Origin of the sequence: Aliamphritea hakodatensis (assembly GCF_024347195.1) — a bacterium.
In the GTDB taxonomy this organism is placed as follows: domain Bacteria; phylum Pseudomonadota; class Gammaproteobacteria; order Pseudomonadales; family Balneatricaceae; genus Amphritea; species Amphritea hakodatensis.
The window spans coordinates 3172751-3188119 of the sequence record NZ_AP025281.1 but is presented as its reverse complement, the minus strand read 5'-3'; the positions used below and the strand labels follow the sequence as shown (position 1 = coordinate 3188119).

At 53.7% G+C, this 15369-nt stretch carries 14 protein-coding genes; 6 read left to right on the top strand and 8 right to left on the bottom strand.

The features are described from left to right. Positions 1-105 precede the first annotated feature (105 nt). Positions 106-900 (top strand): hypothetical protein, encoded by a 795-nt coding sequence (locus tag PCI15_RS14745; protein WP_271270702.1) that lies wholly within the window; start codon positions 106-108, stop codon positions 898-900. Between the two features lie 81 nt (positions 901-981). Here PCI15_RS14745 and PCI15_RS14740 read toward each other — a convergent pair whose 3' ends face one another. The 3 genes from PCI15_RS14740 to PCI15_RS14730 form a co-directional block, all read right to left on the bottom strand. Further along, on the bottom strand, positions 982-1287 hold the full coding sequence (locus PCI15_RS14740) for a hypothetical protein (protein WP_271270701.1): 306 nt from the start codon (positions 1285-1287) through the stop codon (positions 982-984). A gap of 460 nt (positions 1288-1747) precedes the next feature. Then, entirely contained in the window at positions 1748-2809 is a 1062-nt protein-coding gene (locus PCI15_RS14735; protein ID WP_271270700.1) for a nucleoid-associated protein, read from the bottom strand. 73 nt (positions 2810-2882) lie between these two features. Then, entirely contained in the window at positions 2883-3143 is a 261-nt protein-coding gene (locus PCI15_RS14730; RefSeq protein ID WP_336296710.1) for a YkgJ family cysteine cluster protein, read from the bottom strand. 183 nt (positions 3144-3326) lie between these two features. Here PCI15_RS14730 and PCI15_RS14725 point away from each other — a divergent pair, with 183 nt between their 5' ends. Beyond that, entirely contained in the window at positions 3327-3860 is a 534-nt protein-coding gene (locus PCI15_RS14725) for a YaeQ family protein (RefSeq protein WP_271270699.1), read from the top strand. 67 nt (positions 3861-3927) lie between these two features. Here PCI15_RS14725 and PCI15_RS14720 read toward each other — a convergent pair whose 3' ends face one another. The 4 genes from PCI15_RS14720 to PCI15_RS14705 form a co-directional block, all read right to left on the bottom strand. Then, the gene (locus PCI15_RS14720) at positions 3928-6960 is read right to left on the bottom strand and encodes an efflux RND transporter permease subunit (RefSeq protein WP_271270698.1); all 3033 of its coding nucleotides are present in this window, start codon (positions 6958-6960) and stop codon (positions 3928-3930) included. A gap of 12 nt (positions 6961-6972) precedes the next feature. Beyond that, positions 6973-8109: an efflux RND transporter periplasmic adaptor subunit gene (locus tag PCI15_RS14715; protein ID WP_271270697.1), complete on the bottom strand. Its 1137-nt coding sequence runs from the start codon at positions 8107-8109 to the stop codon at positions 6973-6975. Between the two features lie 171 nt (positions 8110-8280). Next, a complete protein-coding gene (locus PCI15_RS14710) occupies positions 8281-9288 on the bottom strand; it encodes a hypothetical protein (protein WP_271270696.1) in 1008 nt (335 codons plus the stop codon). Positions 9289-9291: 3 nt separating this feature from the next. Next, on the bottom strand, positions 9292-9798 hold the full coding sequence (locus PCI15_RS14705; RefSeq protein ID WP_271270695.1) for a thioesterase family protein: 507 nt from the start codon (positions 9796-9798) through the stop codon (positions 9292-9294). Between the two features lie 128 nt (positions 9799-9926). On the opposite strand from PCI15_RS14705, the gene PCI15_RS14700 reads away from it, so the two are divergent. From PCI15_RS14700 to PCI15_RS14685, 4 genes are all read left to right on the top strand, one after another. Next, on the top strand, positions 9927-10502 hold the full coding sequence (locus tag PCI15_RS14700; protein WP_271270694.1) for an NlpC/P60 family protein: 576 nt from the start codon (positions 9927-9929) through the stop codon (positions 10500-10502). A 55-nt stretch (positions 10503-10557) separates the two neighbouring features. Beyond that, positions 10558-11031 carry a DUF2947 domain-containing protein gene (locus tag PCI15_RS14695; RefSeq protein ID WP_271270693.1) on the top strand — a complete coding sequence of 158 codons (474 nt, stop codon included), beginning with the start codon at positions 10558-10560 and terminating at the stop codon, positions 11029-11031. Between the two features lie 96 nt (positions 11032-11127). Beyond that, positions 11128-11730: a MarC family protein gene (locus PCI15_RS14690; protein WP_271270692.1), complete on the top strand. Its 603-nt coding sequence runs from the start codon at positions 11128-11130 to the stop codon at positions 11728-11730. A gap of 141 nt (positions 11731-11871) precedes the next feature. Continuing rightward, positions 11872-13779 (top strand): bifunctional diguanylate cyclase/phosphodiesterase, encoded by a 1908-nt coding sequence (locus tag PCI15_RS14685; RefSeq protein ID WP_271270691.1) that lies wholly within the window; start codon positions 11872-11874, stop codon positions 13777-13779. Positions 13780-13811: 32 nt separating this feature from the next. Here PCI15_RS14685 and PCI15_RS14680 read toward each other — a convergent pair whose 3' ends face one another. Continuing rightward, on the bottom strand, positions 13812-15224 hold the full coding sequence (locus PCI15_RS14680) for a DEAD/DEAH box helicase (protein WP_271270690.1): 1413 nt from the start codon (positions 15222-15224) through the stop codon (positions 13812-13814). Positions 15225-15369 lie beyond the last annotated feature (145 nt).

The following is a 15369-nucleotide window of genomic DNA, read 5'->3' as shown; positions in this document are numbered from 1 at the left end:
CCTCTGAATGCCCGTCATATAAAGGCTATCGACACGCCTGTGTTAAACATTAGTAAAGAGTGCTGACGTGCGAGTTGAAAAATTTGCGTTCAGCCGGAGAAAAACATGAGCCAGTTATTAGCAGACATCGTTGAAAAGGTGCAGCGCGACTATCACGCTGCCATGACGGCGTCTGGCGGTGAGAATGCCCTGGGTACTGCCATGGAACTGTGTAACCAGTACCTTTACCTTGAAGTGGACACGCTGGCACGGGTGGTGGCAGAAGACCCGACACTGCTTGCAACCCGTCCGGGTGGCATGATAGCTGATGAAGAAGAAGCCGCTAATCCCAGTGTCGGGATGATTATCAGCGTAAATCTTGCTGCCGGTATGCTGGAGGCTTTGATTGGCATAGCTGCAGAGCATGGCTGGCTGAAGCCGGATGCAGAAGGCCGCTTGTCTGAAGAAGATCATCAGCAGCTGGATGATGTCAGTGCCCCGGTGGTGGATTACAGTGACAGCGAGCTGGCTAAGCAGAATATGCAAAAGCCCGGCCGTTCAGAGCTGAGCAAAGTGATGGCGCTGGCGGAGGCGGTTTTCCAGGAGCGTCTGGCGACAGAAGCGGCAGATGCTTATAACCTGGCCCTGGAGGTCGCATCCGAATATTCCGTGTTTGCACCGGATGACATTGCACCGCTGGTGGCGGAAAATCCGTTGTTACTGGGGCTGCGTGCTGACGGCATGGTAGATGACGAAATGTTTGAAGGTGATCCGCCAGCGGGGCTGGTGATCAGTGCACACCTGACAGACATGGTTATGAGTCAGCTGATGGATTATGCCGTTGAGCAGGGAGCGCTGGCGCTGGACAGTGCCGGTCAGCCGATTTTACAGGTTAACGAAAGCGGGCCTTCACTGCACTGATAAACAACTGCCTTAAAGCAGATATAAAAAAGCCCCGTCAGGCTCAGTCTGACGGGGCTTTTTTACAACAGTTAAGTAAGTTTACTTAGCCGCTTTTGTCATTTCGCTCATTGCAGATTCGCCAGCTTGCTGCGCCAGAGAAGTGAATGCTTCACCCTGAGCTTTCAGCAGTTCGAACAGTGCAGTGTTAGCTTCAACGTTGAATTTTACAACGTCTTCAGGTGTCTTCAGCGTCTGAGCTTTTTCGGCTTCCTGCTTGAAGAAAGCAGTCAGCTGTTCGCCAGATTGCTTCTGCAGTTCAACAGACTTGCTGATAGTTTGCGCTTGCAATTCCATCAGAGACTTCACTGATTCGAAAGACTTTTGAAAATCGATGTTAGCGGTCATGGTGTATCTCCATATAATTGATTGGTGCAGTGCACAATATATGGCTTATTGTAAGCCGGTTTTCATCACTGTCAAATCTTTTTTTGTGCGATGCACAAAAAAAGATTTCTGATAGCATCCCGAAACATCATCGGGAATCGCAATGATTTTTTTAATTGCCTGTTTTATATAGAATAAATTGGCTTATATTAGCCTGTAACTCTACTGTTGCCGGCATTCTGTATCTGCAAACTACTTTTAGCGGTTATCTGTTTTTAGCGTAATTTTGCTATTTTTTGTGCAGTGCGACAAATGCAGCTGAGCAAAGCATTGCGTTTATTGTTGTGCGTTGCACAAATGTTATGCCGGGACGATAGCAGGGAGATGTGACAGAAATATGATGACAGGGAAAGCGGTGAGGAAATGTTCTGACCGGCCAGCCTGTGAGCAGGTGCCGGTCAGGTATTCAGCGGTCTGGTGTTTAATCGTCCAGTGCTTCGCGCAGCTGATCCACTACCTTGGTTGGCAGGCGGCGGATGATCAGGCTGTTGGTGTTGGGGTCAAACTGAATATCACTGGTTGAGTTCAGTTCACCCAGTGAGCGCTTGGAGAAGTCCAGCTGCCAGTTGTCGGCCTTGGCCTTGATCTTGGTGTAATTGTTAATGGTGCTGGTGTGCGGCTGGAATTCGTGGCTCACCTGATACTCTTCTGAGTTGGCGAAACTGCCAAAGGATTCAGTGCCGCTTTCAGCCTGTTCCGGGGGAATGTGCTGGGCAAAGATTTCATCCATGTCCGGCAGGTAGGCTGACTGCTTTTCACTGCGCTGTTTGGACAGGTATCCGACGACGTCATCAACGATCGCTTCCTGTTTGTCCTGCAACTGGTTTTTGCGGCAGAAATCTTCAGTGGCACGTATCAGTTCCGACGTGGCCTGGCGGGCCGGGACAACGTCGCTGCAGCCCAGCGCTGTGGAGAAGTAATGGGTGATATCTCCTTTACGTTTGGTACCGATGAAGCTCAGGTAGCTGTCGGTGCCTTCTTTGTAGGTGGAGATATTTATTTTCGCAGCCTGGTGCAGCTTATCCAGATCCAGTTCAATCACCTGGGTCGGGTGCAGGTTGCCGTCAAATGCCACGCCGTTCTTGTCGCGGACCAGCGCAACCAGCAGGTAATCAAATACGTCGGCGCTGTAGTGGCAGCAGATTACGTAGCCACCGGTGGCTGCAGAGGCTGACTCGGAACTCAGTGAGGCGGCCAGTTGTTCCATGGCGACATCACACAGGCTGAGAAAGTCGCTGTCATCCGGTGTACCGCTGATGAACTGACGGAAGTTAATGATAAACGGATGGCTGTCCGGGTCTTCTACAGTGAAGGAGCCGTGGGTCAGTGCAGCGCGGCGTCCGTAGGCGGATACCAGGGTATCAAACAGCCGTTGTGCCATCGGTGCCTGAATATCAACAGGGCCACCCCGGTTACTGATAGTTGCCTGGGTTTCGTCAGCATTTTTAAGCAGTTCGCGGATGGCTAGATGTTTCAGTTCCATAATGTCTTCTGTATTGATTAGCGGACAGGGAGGGGGATTTTAGCACCGCCGGCGAACGGCTGCACAGGGCTTTTTAGTCCGGGCGGGTTTCATCTTCCATCCGGGTGAGTATCTGTAATGCCTGCAGGCGGTTGTCGGCACAGTGCTCCCGGTGGGCGGTAAAGTCCTGACAGACCAGTGGGTAGTCGTCCCGCTGCCAGATCAGGCAGTTATTGCCGGCGTCCAGATTGATGCAGCGCACACCGGCAGGCTTGCCTTCAGGCATGCCCGGAATGGCGGAGGATATATGTGGCGCGATGCAACATGCACCGCAGCCCGGTCGGCACTGCATCATTAACACCTGAAAGCGGCGGCTGAGAAAGTCGGACAAGGATGGGCCAATGTGACAGGCGGGTCAAGCGGGATGTCGTGCTGGCGGGGGGCAGTAACGGCTCTGGGTTCTGTCAGACTGCCTGCTGTTTAAGGGGCGCGTTTACCGCTACAATGGCGCACTTTTTTCGTTTTGCTGAGAATTCCTATGGCCCTGAAACCGACAATTTATAAAGTTAACCTGCAGCTTAGCGATATGAACCGGCACTGTTATGAGAGTGTATCGCTTACCGTGGCGCAGCATCCGTCAGAAACCCTGACCCGGATGATGGTGCGGATTATGGTGTATGGTCTGAATTATCACCGGGATCTCAGCTTTACTAAGGGGCTTTCAGCGACGGATGAACCGGAACTGTGGCAGGTATCGCCTTCCGGGGAGGTCGAACACTGGATTGAGCTGGGGCAGGCCAGCCCTGAGCGGTTGCGTAAAGGGGTCAGCCGGGCGCAGCAAATCAGCCTGTATGCGTATGGCAGCGAAACTGAGATCTGGTGGCAGAAGCATCAGCAGGCCATCACCCAGTTGCCTAAGGTCAGTGTCTGGCAGTTGCCGGCTGAGCAGTTGGCACCGCTGGAAGATATGGCGCAGCGGAATATGGACCTGTCACTGATGATTACCGACGATACGCTGATGCTCAGCAGTGCTGAACATACCTGTGAAGTGACTCTCCAGCAGTTGAGCTGAAAGACAGTACCTCAGAAACAAAACAGGCCGGCATATTGCCGGCCTGTTTGCGTATTGCGGGCGGGAATCAGCCGCGTTTCACCTTAAACAGCAGGCTGTAGAGTACCGGTACCACCCCGAGGGTCAGCAGGGTGCCACCCAGCAAACCTGCCGCCAGTACTACTGTCAGGCCGAACCAGAGTTCGTCGCCGCTGAGCATCAGAGGCATTAAACCGATGACACTGGTGCCGGTGGTGACCAGAATCGGCCGCAGGCGGGATGCGGCACCGTCAACAATCGACTGGTAAGGGGACTTACCACTGGCTTCCTCAAGGTCGAACTGTTCCACCAGTAATATGCCGTTATTGATGATGATGCCCCCCAGTGACAGGAAGCCCAGCATGGCCATGAAACCAAAGTTGGCTTGCAGCAGGAAGAGGCCAAAGCTGGCGCCGATCAGGCTGAATACCAGGGTAATGCCGATGATGCCAACCTTACGGAAGGAGCGAAACTGTGCCAGCAGCAGCAGGAAGATCGCGCCAAAGGCGATCGGCAGATTTTGGGCCAGGGCTGCGGTGGCGTCGTTGGAGGATTCTGCTTCGCCGCCGATTTCAATGCTGTATCCCGCCGGAATGCCCAGCGCGGCAATTTCCGGTGTCAGGCGGCTGACCATTTCACTGGCCGGCAGCAGGCTGCTGACGCCTTTGATCTTAATGGTCGGTTCCAGATTATAACGGCGCTGGAGTGACTCGGTCGGCTCCGCGTAAAATGTGGCGATCTGGGTCAGGGTAATGGGGTTACCTTCACGGTCATTACCCACATAGAGGGTGCCGAAGCGTTCCACGTCTTCCCGTTCAATGCCGGCGCTGCGCACCGTGACCGGAATGCTCTGGTCACCTTCGCGGAACTGGGTGATCTCGCCACTGCTCAGCAGGGTATCCAGTGCCCGGGAAACCTGTTCGGTGCTCAGGCCAGCCAGCTCGGCTTTGGTCTGATCGATCTGTACCTTCAGTTTGAAGACCTTGTTATCCCAGTTGTCCTGAATATTGATCAGACCAGGCTGTTGATACAGCAGGCCCTGTACCTGTTCAGAAATCTGTCGCAGGGTGATCTTATCCGGCCCTTTAATCCGGTATTCAATGCTGCCTTCTTCAGCACCGCCGGAGCCAAAGCCCTTGACGCTGATACGTGCTTCCGGGAACTGATTGGTCAGGTAGTTGCGGGCTTTATCCATGGCGGCCTGCTGGCTGCTGCCATCTTTCAGGTTAACCAGCATAAAGGCGCGGTGCGGTGCCGGGTCGTTCGGGTTGAGCGACAATACAAAGCGCGGACCGCCAAAACCGATATAGGTGACATGATCGGCGACTTCCGGATTGCTGTCCGGTTGCATCAGCCAGTGGCTGACTTCGCCGCTGAGTTTTTGGGTGGCATCGATGCTGTAGCCGGCCGGCAGTTCCAGTTCGATCATATATTGCAGTCGGGCATTGGGTGGCATGAATTTTTTCGGTACCGCACCAAAGGCATAGACCGCCAGCACCAGCAGGCCGACCATCATCAGCAGGAAGACGGTCCGGGCCCCCAGAATCATATTCAGCAGGTGCTTATAGCCGGTCTGCAGAGAGGATTCGCTGTCGGCAGACTGTTGCGGACCGCGGGCTTTTATCAGCCACATGGCCAGTAACGGGATGACGGTCAGTGCCACTACCCAGGATGACAGCAGGGTAATGGTAATGACCTGCGCCAGTGAGCGGGTGTATTCAATGGTGACGTTGTCGCCAGCCATCAGCGGATAGAAGGCGAAAATGGTGGTCAGGGATGCGGTGAGCAGGGGCACCATCATCTTACTGCCGGAAGTCATGGCGGCTTCAAAACCGGACTGGCCCTGACTGACCCGGGTGAGGTAGTCTTCTGCAACGACGATACCGTTGTCGACCAGCAGGCCCAGCGCAATGATGATGGCGGCAATCGATACTTTCTGCAGCGGTATTTCCATGACCGACATTACGACAACCGTCACCAGGATCGTAATGGGGACCAGCAGACCGGCGACGATACCGGTGCGAATGCCCAGGAACAGTACCACGACCACAAATACCACTGCGACGGTTTGCAGCAGGCTGTTAGTCACCTGGTCGATAGAGCGTTTTACCTCGGTGGCCTGATACGTGACGAAGTCAACTTCAAAGCCCCACGGCAGGGTGTTCTCAAGTTCTGTCACCCGCTGTTTCATACGTTCTGAAAATGACAGGACGTTAAAGCCGCTTTGCATCGAAACGGCCAGCACCAGTGCCCGTTTACCGTTGTAGTAGGCAAAGCGTTCGGCGGGTTCTTTGTAACCCCGGGTAATCCGGAACAGATCACCGAGGTAGATGATCCCGCCGTCGTCCAGCCGCAGGGGAATATTGGCAATTTCTTCGACATTGTTCAGGTTGCCGGTGGGTTCAATGACAACCCGCTGCTGGCCGGTGCTCAGTTCACCGGCGGCGCTGATGACGTTACGGTTTTGCAGGGTCTGTAAAGCCTGCTGAATATTGACCCCGGCCTTACTCAGTTCGGTGGTGGTGCTTTCCAGATAGATTTGTTCCGGGTTGTTACCTAACAGTTCGATGCGGCTGACACCTTTCAGGGCGGTTAGCTGATCCTGAAAGCGTTTTACCGTGGCACGCATTTCTGCAAGCGTAAATCCTTCGGCGGTGAAGGCAATGCTGGCAACGGCTACCCTACCAAAGTCGTCGTTGACGAACGGCCCCTGGGTACCGCTGGGGAGCTGGTTCTTAACATCGTTTACCTTATTCCGCAGGGTTTGCCAGATGGGCTGAAGGTCGCTGACTGAGTCATACAGGCTGACATTGATCTGGGCATAACCGGTACTGGCCTGGGAGTTGATGTCTTTAACTTCCGGAATTTGCCGGATGGCGTCTTCCAGTTGCCGGATAATGAGGTTTTCTACCCGCTGAGGCGGCAGGCCCGGGTACTGGGCGGTCACCACGGCTTCGCGAATGTTGATTTCAGGCTCTTCCTGGGAAGGAAAGTCCTGATAGAGAAAAATGCCCATCAGGCTGAGCAGCAGGGTCAGGGCAATGGTGACCCGGTTGCCCTGTAAGGCGAGCTTGGTAATCATAATCCTGCTCCCTTACTGCACGGCTTTAAACGGTGTGACCTGCTGGCCTTCATGCAGGAACTGGGCACCGGCGGCCACTACCTGATCACCGGCCAGCAGTTCTCCGCTGACTTCAACACCCTGATCCCGCGGGGCAATCAGCTGGATTTCGACCTTGGTGACCGTCTGTTCCGCCTGGCGGTATTTGAAGACGTAGCCGGTATCGGCCTGATCACCGGCGACAATTGCACTGAAGGGGACGGTCAGGTGACCGCTGTCCTGATAACTGAGGTTAAAGCGTACTTCGGCAGCCATGCCGTCACGCAGTTCGGCAACATCGCCCTGCAGCAGTACTTTCATGGTCACCGCGTTGCCGGCTTCAGAACGGGAGCCGATCTGGTGGATCACCCCTTCATAAGCTGGCGCTTCCCCCAGACTCAGTTCATCGGCAATCAGCGGGGTAACCCGTACTGTGCTGTCCTGATTAATGTAACGCAGGGTTGATAGCGGCATTCTTACGACCACTTCACGCTGGCCCTGTTTGGCGATCTGAAACAGACTCTGGCCGGCGGTTACGTTGGTAAAGGGTTCAACATTGCGGCTGGCAATCAGGCCGCTGAAGGGGGCCTCCAGTACGGCGTAGTCCAGATCTTTGAGTGCCCGTTCATGGCTGGCACGGGCGGCATCGGCATCGGCGGTGGCTGATTTCAGGGTGGCAACAATGTTTTCAAAGCTGATCCGGGAAATAACACCCCGTTTAACCAGTTCTTTGTTCGCGGTGTATTTACGCTGGGCTTCTACCAGTACCGCATTGGCACGTTGCAGTTGAGCTTTAGCGGAGTCGGCGGCCAGCTGTAACTGAGTTTTATCCAATATGGCGATGGCGTCACCGGCACTGACTTCGTCACCGGCATCCACGTTTACTTCGGCGACTTTTCCGCCCACCCGGAAACTGAGGTCGGCCTGATCAGATGCCTGAATGGTGCCGGCCAGGGTTCGGCTCGGGGCTTCTTTGGGTGCCCCTACGCTGTAGAGTTTAACCGGGCGGATGATGGTTTGAGCGGCCTGATCAGAGGTCTGGGGCTCTTCTTCGGCGCATCCCTGCAGCAGGGATACAGATAAAACAAGGCTGGCCAGTAATACTGGCGTGTGGGGAAAACGATACGACAACACGGAAATCTCCCTTTGTGTGGGCGAACAGTCTGAAAAAGTTATCACCCCAGTATAATCCGGTCGGGGTAAACAGGCGGTAAAGCGTGTGTAACAGTGCTTATGCCTAAAGTCTGAAAGATAAGGGTGCAGAATGCTGGACCAATAGTCCAGCATTCCCGGTTGTTTGAGCTATTTACCGTTGAGCTCCGGTACCAGCTTTGCAACGGCGGTGCTGGCGAGCGGGCGAAAAATAACACTGCGTAAGCGGTACCAGAAGGTGCCAAAGACAATGATGAACAGGCCAAAGCCGATAAAGACCACTAACGGCAGGTTTTCGGCACTGACGGGGCTGTTTTCCAGCAGCATGAAGATCGCATAAATCCCGTAGCTGGAACTGGAGACCAGCATTGCCCGCCGGTCGACCAGCAGGGCGATTAACATAAACACAATAAAGAAACTGATCAGCAGGATCTCATTGCCCAGTGCATTTAGCACCGAGGCGTCGGAGAAAATGAGGGTGGTCATGACGCCGTGGACAATCAGTGGTGATGCCAGCAAATGCAGCCAGAAGCCGCAGTCGCTCCAGCGCAGCTGCCGGTGCCGGTCTTTGCTGTCGAAGGTCATGGCAACGGCGAAGACAACCAGTCCGGTCAGGGTAAACAGCCACTGATGCTGCAGTAACTCTTCCCCCAGCCCGATCAGTGCAATGGTCACAATGCTGAGGGTCATGGGTAACAGGCTGAACGGCATACCGTAACGCCAGTAAAATGCGCCGGCGCAGCCCGCCAGTAACAATAACGACGGAATACTGCTGTACTGGTCTGCGAACAGGTCGATGTCCGGTAGCCCGGCCCCCTGAGCGACGAAGTACATAATTGAAAGCAGGATCGCCATGCCGGGCAGGGCAAGCCGGCGTTGCCGCACCAGCCATTCGGCCAGGGCAACAAAACAGCCCGCGGACAGCCACCACTGCCAGTTTTGCAGGTCCATTGTGGCGATCGATATGGCGACGAAGGCGACGCCGATGGTGATAAAAATATCACCAAAATTGCGCACAAACTTCAGCTGTTCCTCATCCTGGGCGGAAGGCAGATCTGCATCCTGTTGCCGGTTGATAAAGTCCAGTAAGGGGGCTTCCTGTTCGGGGTTAAGCAGCCCCTGAGTCACAGCGCGCTGGAGGATTTCAGGTTTTATCATGATTCAGCCTGCTGCGGGTTTACGGCGAATAGCAATTTTCCGGCCGATCTTATCAGGCATTGGCAGGGTCTCGTGTTTGTCGGCCAGTGCTTCAATGTTGGTCAGGATATCAGAGGGGAACTCACAGGCTTTACGGGCGCTGAGGTCGACGCACATCGCCATCTGTTCCAGGGTGGAAGCCAGGTACGTGCTGCCATCTGCATTGCGGGCATGCATTTCGAAGTAGAGGTGCAGGCGTTTACTGTCGTTATCCAGCAGCCGGCAGCTGATATCCACTTCCTGACCAAGGCTGACTTCATTGTTATAGGTGATGTGGTTTTCCAGTACCATCCAGGAAATCTGTTCCTGGGCTGTGTATTCAGGGCTCAGGCCCAGTTTTGTCACCAGTTCAACACCGGCCAGATCAAAGACCAGCACGTAGTAGGCGACGTTCATATGGTTGTTATAGTCGAGCCAGTCTGATTTTATTTCTGTGCTGTAAATAATAGGTAAATTGGGTGTCTGGGCCATGGTATTTTGTCCAAATGATCGATAATCCTTAACCAAAATAGTATCTTGCCTCTATTGCTGTGCCAATGCTTGGGCTATTATTGGCACAAATATCTGTCGTGCTTTCCGGGATGAACAGCAGAATGCTTATGCAGATTCGTACAGGGTTGATTGTGTGCAGTGTGGCGGTAGCGGTGCTGCTGACAGGCTGTGGTGGTCAGTCGGTAAAACCTGCCGTGGTAGATAAAACATCAGTGGCTGAGAAGCCGGTGGTTGGCTGGCGCTATAATAATGTAACACCGCTGCCGGCCGCAGAAGCGACTATTCAGGAGCAGTTGCTGCGCCAGTTTGCGGAGTGGGACGGGGTGCCTTACCGTCTGGGCGGCACGACCAAAAAAGGGATTGATTGCTCTGCCTTTGTACAGCGCAGTTTTGCTGCCCAGTTTGATCTTAACCTGCCACGCACTACGTTGAAACAGGCGGTGACCGGCACGCCGGTCGGCCGTGACGAGTTGCGGCCCGGTGATCTGGTGTTTTTTAAAACCGGAAAATACAGCCGTCATGTTGGCATCTATATCGGCAATCAGTCTTTTCTGCATGCCGGTGAGACCCTTGGGGTAAGTATTACACCGCTGGCGAATCCTTACTGGCGTAAGCGTTTCTGGCAAGCCCGCCGGCCGGGCATTGTTCAGACGTCTGAGTCACAGTCTCTGGCCGACAGATAAGGCCTCTTTTTGTTATGCCGCCGTATGAGATACGGCGGCTGTTTTGGTTTATCAGATGAATTACATACCGTTAGAAGCATATAAACGCGCCTGGATTTTCAGGCATAAAGACCTGCCTGTTGCAGAGGCTGATCTGAATGAAATTAAACCCCTGAGTGAAGCCCGGGCCGAACAGGTCTGGCGTCAGCAGATCAGCCAGGAAAGTAATCATCCGGAATTATTTTATGATGATGACTGGGCGAACAAGAACCCGACCTGGCAGGAAACCTTCCCGTGGCAAAACCGCTGGGAGTCGGACGATGCGGAAATGCCGGAGCAGTTGCTGGAGCATCTGGACTGGGATGATAATACGCTGGTGTATTTCTGTTACGACGTTGAGCACGTGATTGAAACCCGCTGGTACGTGTTTAAGCGTCACTGGAAGAACTTTCTGTTTTTCGATAACGGACCGTTGCTGATCGGACGTAAGCGTAAACAGGTTGCTCAGTTTATGCAGACCGGCAATGTCCGGATCGGTACCCGCCCTTAGTTTTTGTTGTCCTGTTTACTGATGTGTTGCGCTGCCAGCCGGTGAATTTTCCGGCTGCCGGTCTTATTTTATTTTTTTGTCTGTAAGGTTTTCTGAATGGATATTCTGGTTTATCTGAATGCCATCACTGCACTGTTCATTATTATTGATCCGATCGGTGCGGCAATTGTTTTCCACTCTCTGGTACCGGCGGGTGAAACCGGTCACCGGATTAAAATGGCTGTTAAGTCGATTATTATTTCGACCCTGTTGCTGATTATTTTCGGTAACTACGGCGAACCTTTCCTGAATAAACTGGGCATTAATATTGAGGCGCTGCGGATTTCCGGTGGCCTGCTGCTGTTCTATACCGCGTTCAAAATGATTACCCAGGATGTCGAGTACACGGTGACCACCGCTAAACGGGATATTTCGGTGTTTCCGATGTCGATTCCGCTGATGGCCGGCCCTGGCTCCCTGACATTGTCGATCCTGCTGTTTTCGCAGGCAGAAAATGCAGAGCAGAGTTTATCGATTCTGCTGGCGATCATTTCCATCACTGTGCTGACGCTGGTGCTGATGCTGCTGTCACGCTATGTGAAGGTGATTATCGGCCGTACCGGCGATGAGATCCTGCGCCGCTTTTTGGGGGTTATTCTGGCTGCGCTGGCGATTCAGTTTGTCTATGACGGCGTGACTCAGCTGATTGCTAGCAGCTGATTGCGCGTTTACAAAACCGCTTGTCCTTAAAATGGTGAGCGGTAAGGTTTTCCTGCCGGCAATAAGTGTTCTAATAAACGTTTGAATAACAGCCGTTACGTTTATCGAAAACGTAAATGAGAGTGGACCTTTAAACAACATATGTCGGTTGATATAAGAACAGCGGAAGTACCCGATTCAATATTGGCAGGCTGGCAGCAAACTGTAGATCTGGCATCTGAGATTGCCAGTATACCGGCGGTGCTGATTATCCGGGATCAGGGTGAACAGCTGGAAGTATTTGTCGCCAGCGATAACCTCTCAAACCCGTTCAGTAAAGGCAGCCGGGATGTACAGGGGCGCCTGTGCCAGACCTTTATCCGTCATGAAGACCCGTTGCATGTCGCGGATATCGCGCAGCATCCTGAATGGCAGGCGTGTCTGGCAGAAATGCAGGGCATGGTGTCTTATTACGGTTTACCACTCTACTGGCCCGGCGGAGCGCTGTTCGGCACGATTTGTGTGTTTGATAACAGGGAAAATCATTACGCCGATAATATCCGGGCTTTACTGTCCCGTTTTCAGAAAACCATCGAGGCCGATCTGGAAAGTATGGCCCGGCAGGCCCGTCTCGAAGCGGCCAACGAAGTACTGACGCAGTTGTATGAGAAGCAGCAGCAGGAACTGACCGGTTTGCGGGAGCAGCTTTCCAACGAAGTTGATAACCGTGCTTCCATGGCGCAGACGCTTGAGTATGTGCAGCGTTACGATGCGCTCACCGGTTTACCTAACCGGGCCGCTTTGCTCAGCCACATGGAGCATATTCTTTCCGTTAATGCAGAGCAGCAGTTTGCAGTTTTGTATATCGGTTTACAGAACTTCAAAACCATCAATGACAGTTACGGTTACCTGGTTGGAGATCAGATTCTCCAGCGGGTCAGTGACCGGCTGCGCCATGATCTGTCCGGTAATTATTATGTGGCCCGGGTCACCGGTAATGAGTTTGTTGTTTTACTGGTCACGTCCCGGATAGAAGAGCTCAGTGTGCGGCTGGCGAACCGTCTGAGTCATAGCCTGAATCAGCCGCTGGTGATTGATCAGCAGAATATTACGGTGCCGATCAAGATGGGGCTGGCGATGTCTCCGACAGACGGGCCGGATGCATCAACCCTGCTGAAGAAGGCCGGTGCGGCAATGAATCTGGGTAAGGTTTCCGGCAGTGCCTATACGTTTTTTACCGACAGTATGCAGCTGGCGCTGGATGAGCGTTGTCGCCTTGAGTCGCATCTGGTGGATGCACTGAAAAATAACGAATTCAGTTTGCATTTTCAGCCACTGATCGCGACGGACACCCGCAGGCTGATTGGCGCAGAGGCTTTGCTGCGGTGGTTTAATCCGGTGCTCGGACATGTCAGGCCGGATCAGTTTATCAGTCTGGCGGAGCGCAATGGTCAGATCGCTGATATCGGTAACTTTGTGTTACGCACGGCAATTGAACAGATTTCCAGCTGGTACCGGCTGTATAACTATCCGATGCGTATGGCGGTGAATATCTCACCGGTGCAGTTCCGGGATACCGGGCTGGTACGTTACGTGGCAGATCTGTTAACTGAGTTTGAGCTACCGCCGAATATGCTGGAGCTGGAGATCACGGAAGGCGTACTGATGCAGGATGAGTATCAGGCTACCCGGGTGATCAATGCCCTGAAGCGTATCGGCGTGGGTGTGTCTCTGGATGATTTTGGTACCGGCTACGCGTCACTGAGTTATTTGCAGAAATACGCCTTTGATACCCTGAAGATCGACCGGGGCTTCATTGCGCATCTGGATAACAGTGAGCAGGACCGTGAACTGGCCCGGGCAATTATCGCGATGGCCAGAAAGCTTAAGCTGAACGTGATAGCTGAAGGTATTGAAACCCAGGAACAGAATGATTTTATTCTCGAAGAGGGTTGCGGTTGCGGGCAGGGCTATCTCTATGGCCGTCCGGTGCCGGCACTGGAATTTGCCGCAGCCCATTTAGAAGGCCAGGCTGTTGCGCGTAATGATCACCAGATGGCAATCGCCTGAGGCGCAGTCCGTCCAGGGCCTGCGCTGCCTGATCAGCGTTTACTGAAACTTGGCCGTGGCCGTTTAGATGCCTTTTGCTGTTTTACCTCAGCCGGTTCTTTTACCTCAGCCGATCGCTTTGCCGTTCCCGGTTTGCCAGATTTCCCCTGAAGAGCTTTTTTCCGGCCCATTTCCTGCCGCCCGGAGTCGCCATGTTTTTTGGCCGGTTTGCTTTTGGCTGCAGGCGGTTTCTGATGCGTTGTCTTGGACTGTTTTCCCGCCGGTGATTTATCTTGTGTTTTTTTCAGCGCGGCCGGCTTACTGAACAGTGGCAGGCGGTGATCTGCTTCAAATCCTGCCACTTCGCGGCGCTCAATGTTTTTACCCAGCAGTTGTTCGATGGCCTGCAGTTGCGGAAATTCGTCGGCACTGACCAGCGAAATTGCCTGTCCCTGCTTGCCGGCCCTGCCGGTGCGGCCGATGCGGTGAATATAGTCTTCAGCCACGACAGGCAGATCAAAGTTAACCACCTGTTGTAACTGATCAATGTCCAGCCCGCGGGAGGCGACATCCGTGGCAATTAATACCCAGACCCGGCCTGCCTGAAATGAATTGAGGGCTTTATCCCGGGCCTGCTGATTACGGTCGCTGTGAATAACCGCGCAGTTAATGCCTGCATCTGCCAGCGTACTGCCAAGGGCATCAGCGCCTTTCTTGGTTTTGGTGAATACCAGGGTCTGACGCCAGCGTTCGGTAAGAATAAGTTCGGTGAGCAGTTCTGCCTTACGTTTTTTGTCAGTGCTGTAGAGCCAGTGCTTCACCGTTTTGGCGGCGCTGTTGGCCGGGCTGACAGAAATTTCTGCCGGGTTGTTCAGACGTTGTCTGGCCAGTTCCCGGATACTTTCGCTGAAAGTGGCAGAGAACAGCAGGGTCTGACGCCGGGCGGGCAGGGCGTCAAAAATACGGGTGATTTCCGGGCTGAAGCCCAGGTCCAGCATGCGGTCAGCTTCATCCAGTACCAGATATTCCAGCTGCTCAAAGCGGATGGCGTCCTGCAGATACAGATCGAGTAAACGGCCCGGAGTGGCGATCAGAATTTCAGCGCCAGCCTGAAGTGCTTCCAGCTGTGGTTCGCGGGGAACACCGCCAATCAGAATGGTGCAACGGACTGAATCATCGCTTAGCTGTTCGATATTTGCGGCTACCTGGCTGGCCAGCTCACGGGTAGGGACAAGGATCAGTGCCAGTGGCCGGTGCGCTTCTGCCTGCCGGTGGCCTATCAGGTGCAGTACCGGCAGTGCAAAGGCGGCGGTTTTTCCGGTGCCGGTTTGCGCGGCGGCCAATACGTCTTTGCCTTGCAGGATCAGCGGAATCGCCTGTTGCTGTACAGGGGTGGCTGTGGTGAAGTTTTGTGCTTCCAGAGCGGCGAGCAGGTTGTCACTAAGACCCAGTTTTGCGAATGACATAAATAGCGTTTGATATCCATGATAGCCAAGTGGTTGGCAGGTAGGGCTAAAAGCTGTGCAGCTTAGCGGATCTGAAGGTTTTTTGCGAATGATGCGGCGCTGGCTGGTACTTCATAAGAGCCACGGTTGGTGGGTTGTTGCACTG

What these genes read in the sequence shown, in the direction of transcription:
- PCI15_RS14690 (WP_271270692.1), top strand. Translation starts at nt 11,128, where the DNA reads ATGGATATTCTGGTTTATCTGAATGCCATCACTGCACTGTTCATTATT.
- PCI15_RS14735 (WP_271270700.1), bottom strand. Translation starts at nt 2,809, where the DNA reads ATGGAACTGAAACATCTAGCCATCCGCGAACTGCTTAAAAATGCTGAC.
- PCI15_RS14710 (WP_271270696.1), bottom strand. Translation starts at nt 9,288, where the DNA reads ATGATAAAACCTGAAATCCTCCAGCGCGCTGTGACTCAGGGGCTGCTT.
- PCI15_RS14725 (WP_271270699.1), top strand. Translation starts at nt 3,327, where the DNA reads ATGGCCCTGAAACCGACAATTTATAAAGTTAACCTGCAGCTTAGCGAT.
- PCI15_RS14680 (WP_271270690.1), bottom strand. Translation starts at nt 15,224, where the DNA reads ATGTCATTCGCAAAACTGGGTCTTAGTGACAACCTGCTCGCCGCTCTG.
- PCI15_RS14720 (WP_271270698.1), bottom strand. Translation starts at nt 6,960, where the DNA reads ATGATTACCAAGCTCGCCTTACAGGGCAACCGGGTCACCATTGCCCTG.
- PCI15_RS14695 (WP_271270693.1), top strand. Translation starts at nt 10,558, where the DNA reads ATGAATTACATACCGTTAGAAGCATATAAACGCGCCTGGATTTTCAGG.
- PCI15_RS14745 (WP_271270702.1), top strand. Translation starts at nt 106, where the DNA reads ATGAGCCAGTTATTAGCAGACATCGTTGAAAAGGTGCAGCGCGACTAT.
- PCI15_RS14730 (WP_336296710.1), bottom strand. Translation starts at nt 3,143, where the DNA reads ATGATGCAGTGCCGACCGGGCTGCGGTGCATGTTGCATCGCGCCACAT.
- PCI15_RS14700 (WP_271270694.1), top strand. Translation starts at nt 9,927, where the DNA reads ATGCAGATTCGTACAGGGTTGATTGTGTGCAGTGTGGCGGTAGCGGTG.
- PCI15_RS14705 (WP_271270695.1), bottom strand. Translation starts at nt 9,798, where the DNA reads ATGGCCCAGACACCCAATTTACCTATTATTTACAGCACAGAAATAAAA.
- PCI15_RS14685 (WP_271270691.1), top strand. Translation starts at nt 11,872, where the DNA reads ATGTCGGTTGATATAAGAACAGCGGAAGTACCCGATTCAATATTGGCA.
- PCI15_RS14740 (WP_271270701.1), bottom strand. Translation starts at nt 1,287, where the DNA reads ATGACCGCTAACATCGATTTTCAAAAGTCTTTCGAATCAGTGAAGTCT.